The organism is Pseudoalteromonas sp. T1lg65 (assembly GCF_051930985.1).
Lineage (GTDB): Bacteria > Pseudomonadota > Gammaproteobacteria > Enterobacterales > Alteromonadaceae > Pseudoalteromonas.
This window is the reverse complement of record NZ_CP196838.1, coordinates 724044-743237: the sequence shown is the minus strand read 5'-3', so window position 1 is coordinate 743237 and position 19194 is coordinate 724044. Positions and strand designations below refer to the sequence as shown.

Here is a 19194-nt window from a genome sequence, read left to right as displayed (position 1 = left end):
TTCTATTCAATACAGGCTGTTATATCTTTCAGACCGTAGCAAGTCAATGCAGAAAATTTCAAGATCTAGCGGTAATATTAGGCGTAGCCGAAAAGAGTAGAAACAATATACGCAAAAACCCCCTTAACGTAAAATTAACCCCAAATTATCGCTGAAGTGTTGTTATTTTGGCTTAGCGAAACCAACCTAACCCAACATACGCAGTATTCGGTTAAAGAATATTCGAGTAAACCTACTATGTATAAAATAGCGGGAAAATTGTAACGCATCTGCTTGATTTTCATAAATCATAAAGTAGAATGCCTGTTCACAGTTTGTAAACGTTTAGTAACTTTACTAGTTGTAACCTGATCTAATCTAAAAATATCTAGTGTCTAATAAAAAAGGATTGAGTTGGTGAGTCGTTTTGATGATTACAGCACAGGAGAAGATTTGCGACGCATGCGCATTGTTGCTGGCAAAACTACCCAGCAAATGGCTGACTTGGTTGGTATATCCCGACAAACCTACGAAAATTACGAAAACAACATCGGTAAATTCTCTTACGCCTATTTCCAAGTTTGGTGTGACCACTGTGGTATTAACCTCAATCCTGTTAGAGAGCAGTTCAAAGCGTTGCGAGCCGTCATTGACGACTCAAAGCTGTGGCGTAAGAGCCCCACACCAAAAAAACAACGTGGGAATGTGAAGTGATGTTTATAAATTGTTTTGCATATGTGAATATTGAGAATTTATTAGAAATTTCATGCAACGTGATATTTTCATATGTACCCGCACAGGCTAAAGTAGCATTAACGTTCACACATTAAGTGCCTAGTTAGAGAGGAATTTATAATGCTATTCAATACTTTAAATAAAATTAACGTTTTCTTATCAAAGTTTAAAATCCACACTCAGAAAACATCACATTTACCCGCTGAAAGTAAAAGTAAGTGTGAGCTACAATGCATGGACCGTAACGTATTAAGTGGAGTGGTTGGTGGAAGCTGGGGTGACCAAGTTAAAGACGAAAAAGAAGATCGACCCGCACAGCCGCAAGCCACCACACCAACAGCTAACTATATGGCGGTTGTTCCAGTTGATGAATTAAAGAAAGTAGTTGGTGGCAGTTCAGGTGGCAAAGTTATCAAACGCGATGATTTTATAAGTACAAGGGTAAAGTACAAGGAGCTTAAATGAAGCTATCAACGCTCATATTATTTTTTGGTTTGTTGCTAACTGTAGCATTATCCTTTTTTCAGTTTGAATCTCCGTATTTTGGTAATGCTTTGTGGCTTGGTATTGTTTTAGCGCTATGTTTTCTCGTTAAAGAGCAAGAGAACATTAAGCATATAGTGATCTTTCTGATAGTTGCTTTAATTACTGAAAAAATGTTATTTCAGTACCTGCTCAGTTTATATGAAGCGGGAATGAAAGGGTACCAAACTAATTTCTATATTTATAGCATGCACTTTTTTGTTGATTTAGTGACCTTGTTATTTATCAAGTATCGAGTTCGGCTTTCGTTAAGATATATTCACCGCTTTAAACCCGATGAATGGCGCTTAATTTATACCACTTATGCAGACGCATTGCTTTATGCTATTTTTATTGCTTTTATAGTTGTTGATTTAGCTGCCTTTTTTGAAAATATAATTCGTAATATGGAGCACTTTTTAGGGCTAAGTGTAGAAGTGGCAAAACCATACTGGGACTGGTTCTGGGTTAAAAAGAGTTATCCGTACGTTAAATCATTCCTATTGTCGTGTGTGATTGCAACGTTAATTATGACAATCATCGCTGAGAGAAAGCGCAGGGTACTTAGGGAGATGGAGCGTGAAGACGCTGAATCTGAAGTAAGCTAGCTGCTGAGTCACCTCAGCTGAGGTGAGTTAATTTAAGTATCAAAACCTGCCAAGTGCAGGTTTTGTTGTTTATGCAAAAAGATAATAAGTTCTTGCGGAGTCTTGTTCTAACACTTAGGTTTAACTCTGTTATACCTCAGAATTGCAAAGTGTTCCGGAAATATCTTGTAGGGTGTATTAGCCGCAGAAAATGTTAGGCGGCAATGGGTGGCGACAAATCCAGTTGGTGAGGTCTTTAGCGTGAAAGCGTATAGCCGATACAGCTGGCAGCAGTAAACTTGCCTTCAAGGAGATGATGAATCCTAACAAAACGATAATCTAGTTGATTTAACATAATATAAATTATGGGAGGTTGATATAAAGCCAAAAATAATTAAAATAAATATTTAACCTTTTAAAAATCAATTACTTATGACCGATATTGTCTAGTATTGGACATTATACAATTTTCTTGAACTTACCAGTCTTAATGCTCCTAGCCATATATGGAACATGATCTGTATTTGAACACAAAAAATCAATTGTCTGTCTGAGCTCAACTTCAGAATGCTCAGGTATCCAAAGAGTAACTTTTTTTAAACCGCGAGATTTTTGTTTATTTTCATAACGTTGGTTCTTAGTTTCCATGGGTCACCAGTGACTTATCCTTAGATTAAAGATTTAACCATTATTGGGTTTTGGTGTTGCCGCGCTACGCTCAGGCTTCGCTTGGCGCGTCACCACCAAAACCAAAATCAATATTAGGCTCCGTTTGAGCTGGTTCATAGGTTGGTTTGTTTGGCGTTGTTGATTTGCAAAAGGCATTGTATTTGTAATCCGCGTGCTCAATGATGACATAGCAATAACTCATGATGTTGACCGTAAAGCCCATTAGCTTCAAATCAAACGTGTTTAGAGAAACTAAACCATCAGGTGTATCAAATTCCAAAATGGCAGTCTGTTCGATTTTCTCACCGTCAAATTTAACGTGATAACCGCTAACCTGCGCCCTAGTTGCATCAAATGGTAGACTCACATGAATAGGCTCACGAGCAACAGCCGGAACAGGGTCATTATTAACAGCAGTAGAAATATCCGTTTTACTATTTTTAGTAGGAACCTGCGCGGGTTGCGGGTTTTTTTCCACATCCATAGCACCACTGAAATATAGGATGAAATAACCAGCGCACAAAGTGAGAACGACCACCGGAAAGGCAAACATAGGACTGAGTAGAAAATTTTTTCCTGTTGCGCCTGTAATAGATTGGGTCGCTGTTGATTTGTAGAGTCTGTGGACGTCGATGGGGATTTTGCGCCACTTTTTCGGGTCTGCCCTGTTTGGCGTTTTGCCGTCCAATTTTGGATTATGTTCATGTATTCTCGGCCTCCGGTTGAAGTATGGAATTTTGGCTAGCCCGTCAAAATATTTATGTGCATAGGCGTACTGGCTAACGTTACGGATGTATTTATGTACAGAGGTGATATCAGGCGTACAGCAAATGATGTCCCAGTTGTATTTACGGTGGCGCATGTACGCCTCCTTTAGGGTTTTTGGGTAGATGATATGCCCGTGTTCGTTAAATATCTCGATACCCAAATCATCAACATCACCGCTAGTTAGGTCGTCTGGTTTGTACGTTTCGAGTGTATCTAAATGGTACTGATACCAGTCACTAGGTAGATAATCCTGATAGTTTTGAACGGGCTGATAATCACATGATTCAGGTTTGAATTGAGTGGTTTCAGTCGGGTAAATATCCTGAACCTCATCCATGATAATGAGCGCACCGCACGGCATCCAATGATACCAATTACGCCACAATTTATGGCCTGATTCGCTCTGACTAGACATTCGCCACAATTTTGCAGAATCAGGGAATGTTTCGTTTAACTCGCGCTCGATATCATCCAGAGGTTTAATGCCCTCGATATTAGTGACTACTAAACGCCCCGCTCTCAGCGCTGGCAATAACTCAAACCAAACTGCTGAGGCTGATTTAAACGAACCTGGCGCACCATGAAATATTGACGTCGCCATTATAGAAACCTCATAACATAGCGAGTGATTAGCGCCTGAATTACCACATTGAGCGCATCAAATGCACGCATATCAACGAGAGCAGCACGAACGTCAGCAGGTAATTGATTAGCAGCCGAGGTGATGCGACTGGCTATCTGAAAATTCTCAATGATGTTTTTCGAAACCTGCCAACTAAATTTAATAGTCTCTAACTCTATTTTGAGTCTGAGTAGCGTTGCATATTCAACGAACCATGCAAAAAAACGCGTGATAAAATTAGGGAGGTCGGTATCTAAAAAATCCCAAATATCAGAAACAAAATCGTTCATAAAACTAAACACACCCTGATAACCGTCGTAGTGAGATGCTAGCGCTACAGGCGATAAAAATAGAAATGCGGAAATTAATAAAATGGTTTTGGTTTGTGTGGATTTAATCATGGCGCTCCCTCAACAAAATAAACAACGCGGACATAGTGGCGATTAGCATTAATGGTGCTGCTAGCATTTGATAAAAATTGCTAAATCTGGCTACTGAAATATCAATTGATTCACCGTAAATATCTAATGTTCGCTCCTCGTATGAACCGCTAATGGTTGGCGAAACATCAAAAACAGTGTCTAACTGAGTGCGAATGTCGTCTAGCTCTGCAGTGTTCAATTCGATTTGGTCAGTAATTTGAACCCTGATTTCATCAATAGAATCCTGAGTAAATAGGTCATTCAGACCCCCCTGCTTTCCCGCCTGAGCAACACCGGCACACTCGAACCCCTCACAATCTGGCTCAGGGTCTGGGCAGTCCTCGCCCTCGCAAGGTTCATCACCAGCGAGTTTATCGTTAATAGAATTGAGTGTGTCACGGATAGAATTTAGTGTTGCAGTTTGGGCGTTGGTTGAATTGACAATGTACCTAGTGTTATTCGCAACAGTAGCGGTTTGTTCGACGTTAGTAGATGCAGCACGAAACGCGTTATTTGCCTGCTCGGACATAATTTGAGTATTTTTACCGATGACGTCTAATTGAGAGGAAAAAAACCGAGTCAGGTCATTAGAGTGCCTAGACTCAATATAAATATTGTTGAGCGCTCTAACATTGGCTCGACCAAAATCAACCTGATTTTGAGTAGACGCAGTAACATTACGGTTCATTTGGTTTATACCGTCTAGCTCGGTTTCTGAGGTTGACGGGTCGGAGATTTGGCCTAGCGGCTCAGCAGATGGAGCGGTACTAGGAGCCTCAGGCAAATCAGACAAATCAGGCGGAATAAATGGATCTGGAACAGTGGGTAAACCATCGCCACCATCACCATCATCACCACAGCTAGTCCCCTCCTGACCGTCGTATAATGGTGACACCATCATCATGTCATTATTGTCAGATGAGTATTTACACGTTGAGCCGTCTGGATTGGTGAAGCAGCGATTACCACCACCTATACTAAATGATGGACGGTCATCTAACGATGGCTCCTGACAGTTATCACGGGCTGGGTCGATGCAACGAGATGGGTTGTCATCAGTTTCACCACCCCGTTTTTGGGTATACGTTGGGTGACCATCAGGTGGGCAATCCTCTACCTGAACAGTAAATTGAATGTAAAAACGCCCAGCGGTATATATATACGGCTCAAATGTACAATGGTCCTGACCATCACAACCGCGACGCTCAGTAACAGTAGCTAAAATAGGATATGAATTATCATCGAGAGGACCTGAATGAAAACCGGTATAAATATACGTTTTGCCCTCACTCGCGGATTCAACAGCAGATAAACATTCAGACAGCAGATGACCGCCACCATCTAAATGAGTGCAACGTCCATAGTCAGTAGGAACGAGAATAGGTTTTTGCTCATCACGTTTAAACTCTAAGGACAATGAGTTGAATGATAGAAAAAAGGCGCTGATAAGCGCCGTATAGAAAACTCGCATATAACGCCTTTAATATTAGGAGGTACGAACCCCGCTAGAAAAGCCCTCGACGAAGACCCAAACGAGAAACGTACCTAGAATAATGGTCGTAACCATTAACGAGATAATTTGCTAATGATAAAACCAACACCGAAACCGATTGAAGCTAGTGACAACAGACCAACGACAACGAGCGTATAGTTTGACTGACCAGCAGCAACAGCGGTTTCAATCGTTGCCGCAACATCAGGAGTGGTTGCAGTAGCTGACGCCATTGCAGAACCTAGCGCAGCAGTAGAACCTAGAGCGATTTTTGATAGTAATTTCACGATTTTTCCTTAATTTAATTGAGTGTGTTTTTAGGTTTTGCCCATCACTCGGACGATTCGACCAATTGAATGAGCGGTAAAAAATGCGGTCAATGCCGCGGCGTTGATTAGGCCGAACGTAGCCAAATCAAATTGGAACAGCTCGTTGAGCGTGTCTACCAATCCGTTTAATTGAATTTGCGTCACCTGCTCAGTCGTCAACAAAACGTATTCGCATGTTTCAGCAGTTGCTGCGATTAGTTGGCCTGATTCGGAAATGATGACGCATTGCATATCAGACAGCCTTAAGCAATTCTTGAGAAGCTGGAACAAGCTTCATTTGACGACCGTTAATTTCAAGGTCACCCCAACGGCCAACACAGAAAGATTCAAGAGCTAACGTATATTTGCCAACTGGATAGGCATTGTTGTGGTCATCGTGAGACAAACGAAATTCCTTAGGAAAAGCACCACCCGTATGAGCGTATGCCTTTTGGTCATAAACCACCCTTTCGTTGTCTTTGCCCTTATTAACAGTGCGAGGCATTGGGTTCTCATGGCCTTTTACGATTTCAATAATTAGTTGTTGATGTTGCATGTGTTTTCTCCGTTAACTTACTAAGCGTAGGCCGCTTTCGAATTGCTCTGATAGTCGCGTAGGTTCAGTCCAGCCTGCTGGGTGCTGGCGTTCGAAATCGACGTTGATAAATCTGATTAAAGGCACGACATTGGATGCCGTGGCTTGTAGGTTTTGTAGGTATGCCTTGGGGACTACCTCTGTAATTTCTTTAATGCTTCTATGGAAAGTTGCTTTTGGTGTAGTCGCTTTAACCTCTTCCCAACCCTCGTGCTTCATCATTCGGAAAAATCGAAATAGACGATCAGCCTTGGAATAACTAAAACCAGTTTTAGTCTCTGTTTTAAAGTGCTCTCTCAAATTTTCATGAACTTCAGTGTCGCTGTATGTACGCATATGTTCGCCCTCAAATGTCTTAAAAATATCTGACCAAGCGTGATTCCATAGCTCTTTAATTAGACACCCATCAAAACTTCTAGCGTGACTTTCAAACTCCCAAACATTCGTAGGAATAGCGAGGCGATGCAACATGCGGGGCATGATACTGGCCTCTAAACGAAGGGCGTTTGTAGCAAATTCTTGTACATCGGGTGCGCTCATAGCATCGAGCTGTATTTTATAAATTGGGTCTTTGGTCTTATCGTAACGTGACGTGATTTTGGCTATTTGGTCTGCAAGCTCAAACTGCTTCAAGTAAGCTTTGAGACGTTTATGGCGGCTACCTTTGCCAAAGTAGGCCGTGGTATCAAACGATGATTTACTACCTCTCGTTTGACCGTTTGAAATGTTTCTAAGTGCGTGTATCACATTCCTGCTGTCAGACTCATTTGGTAAATGAGCAGTAAAAGTGCAGTCAATCTGAGCAAGCGTAGCGTGTTCAAAATCCAGTATCTCGACCATATCAGGAAGTGCGTAACAGAAAGCAGAAACCAACGAATCAAGGCAAGTCATAACGTTGCATGTACCAAAAACATTTTGACCAGTAAGGAGTTTCGCAGGGCTAGCTTTAAGCTCAATGTGTGGATAGTAATTAGAACCGCCTTGATAAACCTTAAAACTTAAAGTTGACCAACTGCTAGGAAGTGATTCAAAAGGATGTCTAAGACATGAAACCTCAGCAAGTGCAACGTTCTCAGCATCTAGACGATAGTCGTTCGGACGAAAAGTAACGTCCCCCGCTTCCATCTTGCAACCGCGTTTTTGACATTCACGCAAATCAACCAAACCGCTATCACCTTCAGGTGATGCAGCAACGACAGAGTCGTTAAATGGCACTTTGATTCGCAAGAGGTCTATCACAAAAAAATCCTTCTGATGAGTAGTAATGGTAACTAATCCCAAAAAATGAGACAGGTCATTACCGACCTGAATAGGTGAATACATCTATTCAACTGCGATATTTATAACAGAAGTGAATGGGTGAATACAAGTATTGATGAATAATAAAATTCAAGCGTGCTAACATTCAGCTATTAACAGAACGGAGTTAAAGAAGTGGCGAAAGCAAACAGAACAACGATCTCGATACCAATTGAAAAGAAACTAGAGTTAGAAAGAAAAGCTATTGAGGTTTCATATAAAACAGGGAGATCAGTAACTTGGACGGACATTGTTCATTACATGATAGATAATTATCAAAATATGGCGAAACAAGATCTAATCGAAGAAGAAGAAGAGAAAGTTTCAAAATGAGACTAGAGTCCACTATTAAAGTATGTGGACTCTCCACACCGTACCCCACTCGGTACAACTGAGCTGACTGAAAGTTGGTTTCGGTTTATCAAGGGAGCGAACGCATTCGCTCGGGGTCAGGTCTCCAGAAATAGTACCGACCGCCATCGGCGGGTTCTCGCGCTAAAACACCTGAGTTAAATCACTATCGAGTTGGCGCTTCATGCGGCAAGCCGCATCGTATCGAATTCTACTTAACCACCAAACTTCATTTCACCAGTAGAAGGATGATGACTGGTTTCTAAATAGAGTTTGATTTCATCTTTATTTTCAATGTCATAAAGAACATTTATTACAGCATAACAATCGCCACGATATAAAATGTGCTCACCAACTCTAGGGATATCTGCAGTATCTATAGATTTCAATATAGGAGCATTTGGAGATTGTTTAATTACTAAATTTAAGCGTGGCATAATTAATTTCCTTTTTTAAGAGTTTAAATTTGAAGGCTATATATTCAATACATGATTTTTAAAATGTGGGATGAAAGCCAACCTCACCATAATTTGTATTATGTTACGGGCACTAAAGCAATGCTTTTGTGATGGTCGGTCACCTACCTATTTTGACCGACCATAAACCACAAAACCCCCGCAGAGTAATGATTTTGCGGGGGTTTCTCTCAACATAACACTGCTGCCATTATCGGTGGTTTTATTGTGTGTGATATCGGTTGCTTTTGTAAACCAACCTTTTTAGAATAAGTCCAATACTAACCAATATCGGACTTTTATGCTTATTCCCTTGGTCGATACGCTCAAACAGCTGCGCTATCAAATGGCACATGTTGAGGATAATACACTTCATCAGGAATATCCCGAGTTACATCAGTTTTTGTCTGATTTAGATTGTCAATTGGATGTCTGGCAAGATCTGTCATTTTTATTTCAGTTTTTATATGTGTATGGCCGTAAGTCTGAGGCGACATTTAATCGATTTAGAAATGAGCTGGAACGATTTTATTTATGGTCATGGTTAGTTGCTAATAAGTCTGTATTTGAATTAAAGCGTGATGACATCGAAGCTTATGTTGATTTCGTTGTTGAGCCAGATAAAGCTTGGGCGCAGTCTTCAGTCCAATGGCGTTACAAACAGAATTTAGGGGTTCGACAGGTCAATCCGAATTGGCGCCCCTTTGTTGCTAAAGAAAATGGCGTTAGCCAACAGACATTAGCGGCTATGTTCACGGCACTGAATGTTTTTTATAAGTTCGCCATTCTTGAAGAAAAGTCGTTTACCAATTTTGTTCCTGTGGTTAAGAAAAACAGCCCCTATTTAGTTGTTCAATCGCAGATCAACATGCCAGATACGTTAAGCGACTTACAGTGGGAATATGTATTTGGTGTAACCAAAGATCGGTGTGAAGATAAACCAGAGTTAGAACGAAATCTATTTACTTTGGCCTGTTTAAAGGGATTGTATTTACGTATTTCAGAGCTGTCGGACCGCCCTCACTGGTCTCCTGTGATGAGTCATTTTTGGCAAGATCAAGATAACTTTTGGTATCTTAGAGTGATGGGCAAAGGAAATAAATTACGAGATGTCACACTAAGCGAAGATTTCATCGACTATTTAAAACGCTATCGTCAATATCGCGGTATGACTGCCCTACCGCGTGTCGATGAGCCATTTCCCATTATTCATAAGCTGCGTGGTCAAGGCGGCATGAATGTTCGTCAATTGAGACGTATCGTGCAACAAAGCTTTGACTTAGCGATAGAAAAGTTGAATGAAGACGGATTTACCGAAGATGCAGAACAACTAGAAGCTGCTACCGCTCATTGGCTCCGCCATACTGGTGCGACACATGATGCGCAACATCGTCCTTTAAAACATTTATCAGAAGACTTGGGTCATGCAAAAATTGCTACCACCGACCAGATTTATATTCAAACAAATATTAAAGAGCGCGCGAAGTCAGGATTAAAGCGAAAAATCTAAGCTTATTATTAAAAACAATATGTTATATAGGCCGGTCAGATTTGATTGAAACGAGTAATCAAATCTGACGGTTGTAGTAGATGTGCCAATGGCGCGTCGTAGGCACGATCTGCATTTCCTCGTTAGGCGTCAGCGCCAACTACTGTCATCATTTTCTTTGAAAGCGAACAATAAGCTCGTGCATATCTTTTGCAACTTGCTCTAACTTGTTACTTTCGTGCTGCACGTTATCAGCACTGCCAAGACTGTTGTGTGCGAGCTCCGCAATATTCACTACTTGCTGATTGATTTCCTCAGATACCGAAGCTTGTTGCTCTACGGATGAGGCAATTTGCATAGACATGTCGCTGATCTGAATTACTGCGCTAGTAATTTGTGCCAGCATTTCGGTGCTCTCATTCAGCCTCTCGATACCTAAGTTGGATTCGTCCTGACCTTTTTGTGCAATATTTACTGCCGCATCAGTGCTAGAAGCTAATTCTTCGATGATCGCATGGATCTCTTTGGTGGATTCTTGAGTACGCTGCGCTAAGTGTCTGACTTCATCAGCAACAACGGCAAACCCTCTGCCCTGTTCACCTGCCCTTGCCGCTTCTATTGCTGCGTTCAGTGCAAGTAAGTTTGTTTGCTCGGCAATTTGTTCAATCATTTGTGCAGCTGAAGCGATTTTGTCGGTCTGTTTTGAAACCCCCTCAACAGAGTCTCTGATATCTCCAATGGTGCCACTTAACTCTTGAAAGGCGACCCTTGTTTTATCTGCAATTTGCTCACTTTGCGAAGTTAATGCTAGCGATTGTTGAGCTTCTTGCGCACTTTGTTTAACGCTTTCTGATACATCACTAATCGACGTCGTCATTTCATTCATAGCGGTTGCGACTAGCTCTGTTTCCGATTGTTGTTTTTGCAGATCTCGATAGGTAATTTCTGCTTCATGACTTGCGGTATTAGCCCCTTTAGACACAATAGAAGCTGCAAGTTCAATACGAGTAAGGATGGTATTTAGGTGTGAGCGTTCGCTTTTTAGACGCACAAATAGCGAGCCTAGAGTGCCCTCCCACTGGGTGTACACCTGTTGTGATATTTCATCGCAAAAGCTGTGCGCTAATTCATTTTCAATTTGTTGTAGATGCTCTTTATTGCGCCATACTGAGTAAGCAGAAAGCGCCAACATATTGCCCATCAACCAAAAGAACCCAATTGACTCCGAGGAAAAATACCATAATAGGCTTGAAGAAATGATATTGAATACTGGCCAAATATAACCCAACCTTGGCAAGGTAAAGCGCTTAGTCTGGCCTGATTGGACGCTTTTATATAGTGCAGATGCCCGATCGACATACTCTCTTTTTGGTGCGCACCGGACCGACTCATAACCGACAATTCGACCACTTTCGGTTATTGGTGTAACGTAAGCGTCAACCCAATAATGGTCGCCGTTTTTACAACGGTTTTTCACGATCCCCATCCAGGGCTTACCGGCTTTTAGTTCCGCCCACATGGTTTTAAAAGCGAGTTCTGGCATGTCTGGATGACGTACTAGGTTGTGCGGTTGACCAATCAACTCTTCCCTCGAAAATCCACTGACCTGAACAAAAGCCTCATTACAGTCAGTAATAATGCCTTGCAAATCGGTTACAGAAACCAGCCTAACATCTGGCGGGAACGTTTTTTCTCTTTGGGTTACAGGTTGATTGACTCTCATTAAGCACCTATCCGGATTTGGTTATTCTATCCTTTCAAGAGCGTGGAAAATACGCACTAAGTTTATGAAAGGCAAGCGTAAATAGATACACAGCAGAGTAATTAATACTTTGGTGTGAGTTATTTATATGCTGACTGTAAAATATAAGCCAAGAAATCCAATTTTGCCTTACGTGCGTATTATGTTTCTTGTAAAATGAAAAACTTATCTTTAGTGATTAAGGAGCTTTTGGTGTCGAGATTTTCTGCAATTACAGACAACCCTCATGACAATCGATTTAACGCAAAAACGGGGATTTTAGTAACTAACCTTGGCAGTCCAGACGCCCCTACACCAAAGGCGCTTCGAGTGTATTTAGCGGAATTTTTATCCGATCCTCGTATCGTAGAGATCCCCAGACTAATTTGGCTGATGATTTTACATGGCATTATTTTACGGGTAAGGCCCAAAAAATCGGCGCATGCGTATCAAACCATTTGGACTGAAGCCGGCTCACCGCTTATCACAACCACTCATGCCCAAGCGAATAAGCTAAGCGAACTACTTACAAAGCAAGGAGTTAACAATGTTGAGGTGGTAACCGCCATGCGTTATGGCAATCCTTCTATTGAGGCTGGTTTGGAACAACTAAGAGAAAAAGGCATTACGCGGATTATTATACTGCCCCTTTATCCTCAGTACTCTAGCGCTACAACAGGTTCAACATTTGATGCCGTAGCAAAAGTATTGGCTAAATGGCGTTGGGTGCCAGAACTCCATTTTATTAATGGTTACCACAAGCTTCCTGCTTATATCGACTCATTAGCGAATTCGATAAAGGAAGACTTAGATAAGCACGGTATGCCTGATAAGTTGGTGTTTTCCTATCACGGCACACCAAAATTGTTTTTGGACCGAGGCGACCCTTATCACTGTTTCTGCCAGCAAACCACACGTCTTGTGGTAGAAAAGTTAAACCTGGATACGGATAGGGTTTTGACGACTTTTCAGAGCCGCTTTGGGAAAGCCGAATGGCTACAACCCTACACAGACAAAACACTAGAAGCTTTTCCAAAACAAGGTGTTAAAAATATCGCAATTTTAAGCCCCGCATTTAGTGCAGATTGCTTAGAAACACTAGAAGAGCTTGAAGTTGAAAACCGCGATGTATTTATGCAGGCAGGCGGTGAACATTATCGCTATATTGCTGCGTTAAATGACAGGGACGATCACATTCAGGCTTTAGCCGAATTAGTCAAACCCTTACTGTGAACCCAGAAACCACGAGTAACCAGTACTAATCAGTACAGGTTACTCGAGATCACATCAAACTCGTTTTGTTGGTTTGTCTGTAGCATTGATATGCATTCATCAATCGGTTTGGCAGGACTAAAATAGTAACCTTGGATATGGCGACAGCCAAAACGAGTCAGTGCATTTAGCTGCTCTTGGGTTTCTACGCCTTCTGCGATGACCGTGATATTAAGACGTTGACTTAGGTTTATTAAGCAATCGATCAGTGTCTGCTTGTTTTTGTCGGTGACCAGACTATCTACAAAGCTTTTGTCGATCTTAAGATAGTCGACTTGATTTTCAATCAAATTACTCAGAGATGAATAACCAGTACAAAAATCATCTAGCGAAATCTTTACGCCAAACTCTCGCAGCCGGTTTAGGGTCTTCCAAGTATATTTGTTTGTTGCAATCGATTCTGTAACTTCGATGGTGATCGCATCATACGGCAATTCTGCACCTTCAATGGCCTGAGTGATGAGTTCAGCTTGGTTGTTGGTGGTCATAAACTCATTGACTGAACGATTGATCGAAAAGCCTATCTCTTTAAAACCTAGCGCATGTACAACGGCTAAATCACGGCAACTTTGCTCTAAAACGTACTGACCAACCAAATGGATAAGACCAAACTCCTCAGCAATAGGAATAAATGACCCCGGTGAGACCACTCCATAATCATTATCAAACCATCGAACCAGTGCTTCAAACTTCTCTATTTGGCCCGTATAGGTGTTTATAATTGGCTGATAGTGGACGGTCAGCTCCCTTGCTTTTAGGGCGCGTTTTAGTTTGTCACGTAAGCGAATTTTATTTAGATGTGCACTCTGTAGCATTTCATCATGCAGTGCAATTTGGCCTTTGGCGGTTTTTTTTACGCTATTTAAGGCGTATGCCGCATTTTTCAAAAAGTTTGCCGCGCTGAGTTTTTGTTTTGCTTTGAATTGTGCGACACCCGTCGAGACGGTTAATTCGATGGTAATATCGTTAAAAACGTACGGCATGCTTAGCTGTAACGAAACATCCTTAGCAATTTTTAACGCGCTATCTTGTGTTTGGTTGTCGACCAAAATAGCAAACTCATCACCACCATAACGTGCGACCAGGCTATCTTTGTTAAGGTTTGCCTTTAGTCGTTTAGCGACACACACTAGCACTTTGTCGCCAATACTTGGTCCGAATAAGTCATTGACGTCCTTAAATCTGTCTAAGCCAATGAACAACAAAAACAGATTTGAACGTTCCGCCGCTGCGACTTTATGCTCCAGCTTTTGCATAAAGCTGCGTCTATTCAACAACGCGGTTAATGGTTCATGATTCGCGTAAAAAATGAGCCTCTGTTCATTTATCTTCCATTCAGAGATGTCTCTAAAAATCGCCACATAGTTGGTAATTTCACCTTCATCATCGGTTACAGCAGTCAAAGTCAATTCTTCAGGATAAATTTGGCCGTTTTTTCTGCGGTTATAAATTTCACCTTTCCAATAGCCTTGTTTAGAAAGTGCTTGCCACATTGCTTCGTAAAACGCTTTGTCTTGGCGCCCAGAGGACAATATTGACGGATCCTTTCCTATTAATTCACTACTGCTGTAGCCAGTCAGAGTTTCGAAAGCTTTATTAACCATGATGACCTTATTGTGCTGATTGGTGATCATAATGCCTTCAGTTGAGTGTTCAAATACGACATTGGTAAGCTCAAGCTGTTTATTCAGCGCCCAAACGTAGCTAACATCTTGAATTGTGCCTGTGAAAATAGGTTCACCAAAATTACGCGTATCGTTTTCAACGTGACCAATTATCCTAAATAGACCGTGCTGATTATCTCGACCTAAATGTGAGACTTGAATATCTAGCTGGCTTTTTTGGTTTGCTCTGATTAATGACAGCGCTTCATTCAGTCGTTTTTGGTCGGGTTCTATTAAGCTAGTTAGCAGTGATTTTAAGCTCAGAGGCTGATCGCTAAGGTCCAGCAACCGAGACAACTGCTCTGAAAACTGGTGGCTGTCTTGCTTAATATTCCAAGTCCATGTGCACAAATCCGTAACCTGCTCACCCTTTGCTAACTGTTTCAACAAGGTATCTTGCTTGGAAAGCACTAAATTATGGTTAAGCTCGGTAGCAACTAAATGACTTAGCTCCTTAAACCACAGTTTACTTTCTGTCGACACTGACTTTTCGTGGTCAAACATACATACAAGTATGCCAATGGGAGAATGGTCCAGCGCTCGAAGTGTAACAGCTAAGTAGCTTGAAATACCTAACAGAGAAAGTAACTCATCTTCGTTATAAAGGGTTTGCAGACCCGTATTTACACAGCAAACGGATTCGCTATTTTTAGCATCAAAGCAAGGGCTGCCAGCAAGTGAATAAGTAATGTTATCTACCAGTTTCCCTTCATGTAAGTACATCAACGTTTTGACTTTACTATCATCATCGATGAACTTACCGATAAAGCAGTGGCTTGGCTCAAGTTGTTCATAGATATTGGTTAATGCGAATTTATAGCGCTCTTGTGTGCTGGTTAAATTGAAAAACTGGCTAAATGATAATGTCATACCGGCTACGGAAACTAAGTCGTATGGAATTGCAAGTGTAGCCAAAAAATTAAAGGTAACCTAAAGGTAGATCAAGGAATTGCGGGAAAGTGCTAAGATTTTGAGACGTATGACAAATTTGGCAGTGCAGCCTTGACCTCAAAGCTGCACGTGATTAAAGAATCATCTAATTGTTAGATACTTGGCTGGACGTCTAGCCCATAACCGAACATCACCGCCAGTACTAATACCGTGCCTGCGGCCAACATCAACTTTGCCATTAGCGGAAGACAGAATCTGAACCAATGTGTGTATGGAACGCCAGCCATGCCCAGTATACCCATTAGTACCGCATTGGTTGGGATTATCATATTTGAGAATCCATCACCAAATTGATACGCAAGCACCGCGACTTGTCTAGGTACACCAACTAGATCGCCAACAGGTACCATTAGAGGCATAGTTACGTATGCTTGTCCTGAGCCAGAAGGAATAAACATGTTCAATAACGTTTGGATTAGCAACATGCCGACCGCTGAAACTTCTGCAGCTACGTAAGAAAGTGGCGTTGAAAGTCCGTTCACTATGGTATGCAAGATTTGCCCATCTTCGAGAACCAAAGCAATACCACGTGCAACACCAATTAAAATTGCAGTTGTTACAAGATCTGAAACGCCTTCAATAAATCGGTGTGCGGCATCGTCAGCTGATAGTTTACCGATAATAGATATTACAATACCCCATGCGACAAATAATCCGCCGAGTTGATTAAGGTACCAACCGTGATTAGCTATGCCCCACACTGCAACTACAAGTGTAATAATGAAGGTAAGCAGCACCAGCTGATGGCGCTTATTTAATTGAGGGTAGCTTGGTTGTGCTTGACCAGCTAGTGGGCAAGGCACATCTTTCATCATCGAAAGCTCTGGGTTATGTTGAACTTTGTTCATGTAAGACCAGACGTGATGAAAGCCAATTAATACGAATGGCACGAAAATGGCAAGCCTGAGCCAAAGACCCGAATATACGGGAACTTCTGCAATCTTTTGGGCTACTATTACAGTAAATGGATTAAATGCTGATACACCATAACCAATGCCGTAGCCGGCTACGATCATCCCAACAGCCACCATTGCATCAAGACGCATAGCTTTACACAGGGCAACTAGAATTAATACGAATGGGATGTACTCCCCTGCGGTACCTATGGCACTTGAGGCAAGTGCAAAGCAAAACACTACCATAAAGATTAGTTTTTCAGGCTTATCTCCATGTTTTTCAAGTAATCTTCCGATTAGTGCATCGACAGTTCCAGTCGCTCTGGCAATGGATAACACACCACCGACGATTAAAACGAAAAAGATAACATCCTGTGCTGCTGCAAATGCTCGCGGGATGGCTTTAAGTAAATCCCAAGGGGTCAAAAAGACAGTTTCGCTGGCGATTTTATATGTGCCAGCCAGCACTATTTGTCGATCTGAATCGGTGGTTGCTGTATCAAAAAAGCCTTGTGGCACTATCCAAGTAGAGATAAGTGCAATAACCATCATACCCAAAAGTAACACTAAGGTATGAGGAACTTTCAATGTTTTTGCCATGGAAAGTACAACTCCATTCGGTGGGGTGAGAAAAATTGTACGCATCTTACCGATATTCGGCGCAAATTTCACGACTTTTACCAAATGATAACGTTTTGGTTGTTTTTAGACCTAGCTGGGTGTGATTTACCTGTACTGTTTAGTAGCGGGGTTATTCGCTCGACGCTACTACGGTTTGGTTACGTCCATTACGTTTTGCTCTATACAATGCCTTATCTGCAAGCTTTATTGCATGTTGAAGAACAGGTGTAGTTGTGGGCCAATGCGCCACCCCCACAGATATGGTCAATTGCTGCTGATGAGGAAACTCGGCTTGAGATACTGAGATTCTGAGTCGTTCCGCCACGGAAAAAGCCGCCTCTATAGTGGTGTTTGGCACAAAAACGAAAAACTCTTCGCCACCACTGCGGCAGAGGTGATCTTCAGCCCTCGCATTAATCTTCATTAATTCTGCAAGTTTTCGGATTACCTTGTCACCAGTATCGTGTCCATAAGTGTCGTTCACGTTTTTAAAGTGGTCGATATCCAGCGTGATGATGGCGATAGAGGCCAGTTCCACTTCGCTATGACGCAGCCACTGCTCCATACCTCGCCGATTGTTAAGTCCCGTTAATTGGTCTTTTTTACGCTCGTCGTCGAGTAATCTAATACGTTGCCCGAAGGTTTCAGCACTGGCGAACATTGCCCGTTTAAGCCAAGCAGCCTCGTAGTACCAGGTGCTTATTGAGGCCAAATGAAGCTCTCTGTCGTCCTTTGCCTGTTCTTGCAGTTTAGCCAGTTTCCACAGCGGTTTAGAGATAGCAGTACCAACCCAAAACACAAGAACCAACAGCAACACGGTGATCGGGATTGCTGACTTCAATACCACAATCATAGTATTTTCTAGCTGGTCCATCGTAACTTGAACCGGCCGCTGAACAACGACTCCCCAATTACTTGTCTCAATTGGGGCGTAACCGGCAAGCATTGTTACGCCGCGTGTATTGGTTAGTTCCATAGCACCGTCACGGCCATTAATTAGTTCAGTTACCGCTTTATTAGTGGCAACGTTTTCGCCAACTCGCGATTCGTCATGGTGATAAATGAGTTTACCTTCAGGGCCAACCACGTAAACATAGGTTTGATCGTTATGGTGATGTGAAGCAAGCAGCTTGCTGAGAATATTCTCTCCTTTTAAATACACTCCTGCTGCGATAAATCCAAGATACTCTCCGTCTGATGAAAATATGGGGTGAGTTGGGCTAACCATGAGATTTTTAGCTGGCGAAACAAACGGCCCAACGATAGCCGGTTGACGATGATACAGCGGGCTGCGTTCGACTTCACTTTGTAAACTAACGCCAATAATTGCAAGGCTTGACGGTTGCGCTGCAATGATCTGCCCTTGCTGGTTAACTACGACAGCGGAGTCAAAGCTATTAGTTTGGGTTAATAGTCGTAATAACTCCCGATTGACGTTTTCATTGTTGTCCAAATTAGGTGCAATCGCTTCACTTGCTGCTTTTAGTTGCATTAAACTGGTTGTCAGCAGCAGATTGGTTACGTCAGCTAGCTTCTCAGCATAGGCTTTATTCGCGGAAAGTGTGTCGTTAACTAGTACTTTTTGCTGAACCTTATAACTTGATGTTAATGCGTTGAGCAGCGAAAAGATGACACTCAATGTGGCCAACAGAAGAATTAATTTTTTTAAGTCTAGCCATGGCTTCACTGTCGTTGTCATCAAAACTGCTCGTCGTAAGTATCTTATAATACAATGGGTTAAAGTTTTTTATGGTTG

General features: G+C 41.9%; 18 protein-coding genes. 6 read left to right on the top strand and 12 right to left on the bottom strand.

All coding sequences use genetic code 11. The annotated features are described in order from the left end of the window. The first annotated feature begins 396 nt into the window (after nt 1-396). From ACSLBF_RS20360 to ACSLBF_RS20350, 3 genes are all read left to right on the top strand, one after another. Nucleotides 397-693, top strand: coding sequence for a helix-turn-helix domain-containing protein (locus ACSLBF_RS20360; protein ID WP_440056459.1), 297 nt, complete (start codon nt 397-399; stop codon nt 691-693). A gap of 141 nt (nt 694-834) precedes the next feature. Continuing rightward, complete coding sequence (locus ACSLBF_RS20355) at nt 835-1179, top strand: hypothetical protein (RefSeq protein WP_440056458.1); 345 nt, start codon at nt 835-837, stop codon at nt 1177-1179. After that, on the top strand, nt 1176-1844 hold the full coding sequence (locus ACSLBF_RS20350; protein ID WP_440056457.1) for a hypothetical protein: 669 nt from the start codon (nt 1176-1178) through the stop codon (nt 1842-1844). Before ACSLBF_RS20355 ends, ACSLBF_RS20350 begins: the two co-directional genes overlap by 4 nt. A gap of 697 nt (nt 1845-2541) precedes the next feature. Here ACSLBF_RS20350 and ACSLBF_RS20345 read toward each other — a convergent pair. From ACSLBF_RS20345 to ACSLBF_RS20315, 7 genes are all read right to left on the bottom strand, one after another. Next, on the bottom strand, nt 2542-3861 hold the full coding sequence (locus ACSLBF_RS20345) for a zonular occludens toxin domain-containing protein (protein WP_440053034.1): 1320 nt from the start codon (nt 3859-3861) through the stop codon (nt 2542-2544). Continuing rightward, nucleotides 3861-4283, bottom strand: coding sequence for a DUF2523 family protein (locus ACSLBF_RS20340; protein WP_440053035.1), 423 nt, complete (start codon nt 4281-4283; stop codon nt 3861-3863). The genes ACSLBF_RS20345 and ACSLBF_RS20340 overlap by 1 nt, the downstream gene beginning before the upstream one ends. Further along, nucleotides 4276-5775, bottom strand: coding sequence for a hypothetical protein (locus ACSLBF_RS20335; RefSeq protein ID WP_440053036.1), 1500 nt, complete (start codon nt 5773-5775; stop codon nt 4276-4278). Before ACSLBF_RS20335 ends, ACSLBF_RS20340 begins: the two co-directional genes overlap by 8 nt. A 95-nt stretch (nt 5776-5870) precedes the next feature. Then, nucleotides 5871-6083, bottom strand: coding sequence for a hypothetical protein (locus ACSLBF_RS20330; RefSeq protein ID WP_440053028.1), 213 nt, complete (start codon nt 6081-6083; stop codon nt 5871-5873). A gap of 30 nt (nt 6084-6113) precedes the next feature. Beyond that, entirely contained in the window at nt 6114-6356 is a 243-nt protein-coding gene (locus ACSLBF_RS20325) for a hypothetical protein (protein ID WP_440053029.1), read from the bottom strand. Between the two features lies 1 nt (nt 6357). Continuing rightward, nucleotides 6358-6660 (bottom strand): single-stranded DNA-binding protein, encoded by a 303-nt coding sequence (locus ACSLBF_RS20320; protein WP_440053030.1) that lies wholly within the window; start codon nt 6658-6660, stop codon nt 6358-6360. A 12-nt stretch (nt 6661-6672) separates the two neighbouring features. Beyond that, complete coding sequence (locus tag ACSLBF_RS20315) at nt 6673-7938, bottom strand: phage/plasmid replication protein, II/X family (protein WP_440053031.1); 1266 nt, start codon at nt 7936-7938, stop codon at nt 6673-6675. A 195-nt stretch (nt 7939-8133) separates the two neighbouring features. Between ACSLBF_RS20315 and ACSLBF_RS20310 the strand changes: the two genes are divergently transcribed. After that, nucleotides 8134-8331 (top strand): hypothetical protein, encoded by a 198-nt coding sequence (locus ACSLBF_RS20310; RefSeq protein WP_440053032.1) that lies wholly within the window; start codon nt 8134-8136, stop codon nt 8329-8331. Between the two features lie 233 nt (nt 8332-8564). Here ACSLBF_RS20310 and ACSLBF_RS20305 read toward each other — a convergent pair whose 3' ends face one another. Next, nucleotides 8565-8786, bottom strand: a complete 222-nt coding sequence (locus ACSLBF_RS20305) for a hypothetical protein (protein WP_440053033.1) — start codon at nt 8784-8786, stop codon at nt 8565-8567. 319 nt (nt 8787-9105) lie between these two features. Here ACSLBF_RS20305 and ACSLBF_RS20300 point away from each other — a divergent pair, with 319 nt between their 5' ends. Continuing rightward, complete coding sequence (locus ACSLBF_RS20300; RefSeq protein ID WP_440056456.1) at nt 9106-10314, top strand: tyrosine-type recombinase/integrase; 1209 nt, start codon at nt 9106-9108, stop codon at nt 10312-10314. A gap of 148 nt (nt 10315-10462) precedes the next feature. On the opposite strand, the gene ACSLBF_RS20295 is transcribed toward ACSLBF_RS20300, so the two are convergent. Beyond that, nucleotides 10463-12016, bottom strand: coding sequence for a methyl-accepting chemotaxis protein (locus ACSLBF_RS20295; RefSeq protein WP_440056455.1), 1554 nt, complete (start codon nt 12014-12016; stop codon nt 10463-10465). 231 nt (nt 12017-12247) lie between these two features. Here ACSLBF_RS20295 and hemH point away from each other — a divergent pair, with 231 nt between their 5' ends. Further along, nucleotides 12248-13267: a ferrochelatase gene (gene hemH / locus ACSLBF_RS20290; RefSeq protein WP_440056454.1), complete on the top strand. Its 1020-nt coding sequence runs from the start codon at nt 12248-12250 to the stop codon at nt 13265-13267. A gap of 29 nt (nt 13268-13296) precedes the next feature. Here hemH and ACSLBF_RS20285 read toward each other — a convergent pair whose 3' ends face one another. The 3 genes from ACSLBF_RS20285 to ACSLBF_RS20275 all read right to left on the bottom strand — a co-directional run bounded on the left by ACSLBF_RS20285 (nt 13297) and on the right by ACSLBF_RS20275 (nt 19137). Continuing rightward, nucleotides 13297-15840, bottom strand: coding sequence for a putative bifunctional diguanylate cyclase/phosphodiesterase (locus tag ACSLBF_RS20285; protein ID WP_440056453.1), 2544 nt, complete (start codon nt 15838-15840; stop codon nt 13297-13299). A gap of 173 nt (nt 15841-16013) precedes the next feature. Next, nucleotides 16014-17417, bottom strand: a complete 1404-nt coding sequence (locus ACSLBF_RS20280) for a YfcC family protein (protein ID WP_440056452.1) — start codon at nt 17415-17417, stop codon at nt 16014-16016. 151 nt (nt 17418-17568) lie between these two features. Beyond that, the gene (locus ACSLBF_RS20275) at nt 17569-19137 is read right to left on the bottom strand and encodes a sensor domain-containing diguanylate cyclase (RefSeq protein WP_440056451.1); all 1569 of its coding nucleotides are present in this window, start codon (nt 19135-19137) and stop codon (nt 17569-17571) included. Between the last annotated feature and the right edge of the window lie 57 nt (nt 19138-19194).

What these genes read in the sequence shown, in the direction of transcription:
- ACSLBF_RS20295 (WP_440056455.1), bottom strand. Translation starts at nt 12,016, where the DNA reads ATGAGAGTCAATCAACCTGTAACCCAAAGAGAAAAAACGTTCCCGCCA.
- ACSLBF_RS20285 (WP_440056453.1), bottom strand. Translation starts at nt 15,840, where the DNA reads ATGACATTATCATTTAGCCAGTTTTTCAATTTAACCAGCACACAAGAG.
- ACSLBF_RS20345 (WP_440053034.1), bottom strand. Translation starts at nt 3,861, where the DNA reads ATGGCGACGTCAATATTTCATGGTGCGCCAGGTTCGTTTAAATCAGCC.
- ACSLBF_RS20300 (WP_440056456.1), top strand. Translation starts at nt 9,106, where the DNA reads ATGCTTATTCCCTTGGTCGATACGCTCAAACAGCTGCGCTATCAAATG.
- ACSLBF_RS20305 (WP_440053033.1), bottom strand. Translation starts at nt 8,786, where the DNA reads ATGCCACGCTTAAATTTAGTAATTAAACAATCTCCAAATGCTCCTATA.
- ACSLBF_RS20275 (WP_440056451.1), bottom strand. Translation starts at nt 19,137, where the DNA reads ATGACAACGACAGTGAAGCCATGGCTAGACTTAAAAAAATTAATTCTT.
- ACSLBF_RS20320 (WP_440053030.1), bottom strand. Translation starts at nt 6,660, where the DNA reads ATGCAACATCAACAACTAATTATTGAAATCGTAAAAGGCCATGAGAAC.
- ACSLBF_RS20355 (WP_440056458.1), top strand. Translation starts at nt 835, where the DNA reads ATGCTATTCAATACTTTAAATAAAATTAACGTTTTCTTATCAAAGTTT.
- ACSLBF_RS20335 (WP_440053036.1), bottom strand. Translation starts at nt 5,775, where the DNA reads ATGCGAGTTTTCTATACGGCGCTTATCAGCGCCTTTTTTCTATCATTC.
- ACSLBF_RS20340 (WP_440053035.1), bottom strand. Translation starts at nt 4,283, where the DNA reads ATGATTAAATCCACACAAACCAAAACCATTTTATTAATTTCCGCATTT.
- ACSLBF_RS20280 (WP_440056452.1), bottom strand. Translation starts at nt 17,417, where the DNA reads ATGGCAAAAACATTGAAAGTTCCTCATACCTTAGTGTTACTTTTGGGT.
- ACSLBF_RS20350 (WP_440056457.1), top strand. Translation starts at nt 1,176, where the DNA reads ATGAAGCTATCAACGCTCATATTATTTTTTGGTTTGTTGCTAACTGTA.
- ACSLBF_RS20325 (WP_440053029.1), bottom strand. Translation starts at nt 6,356, where the DNA reads ATGCAATGCGTCATCATTTCCGAATCAGGCCAACTAATCGCAGCAACT.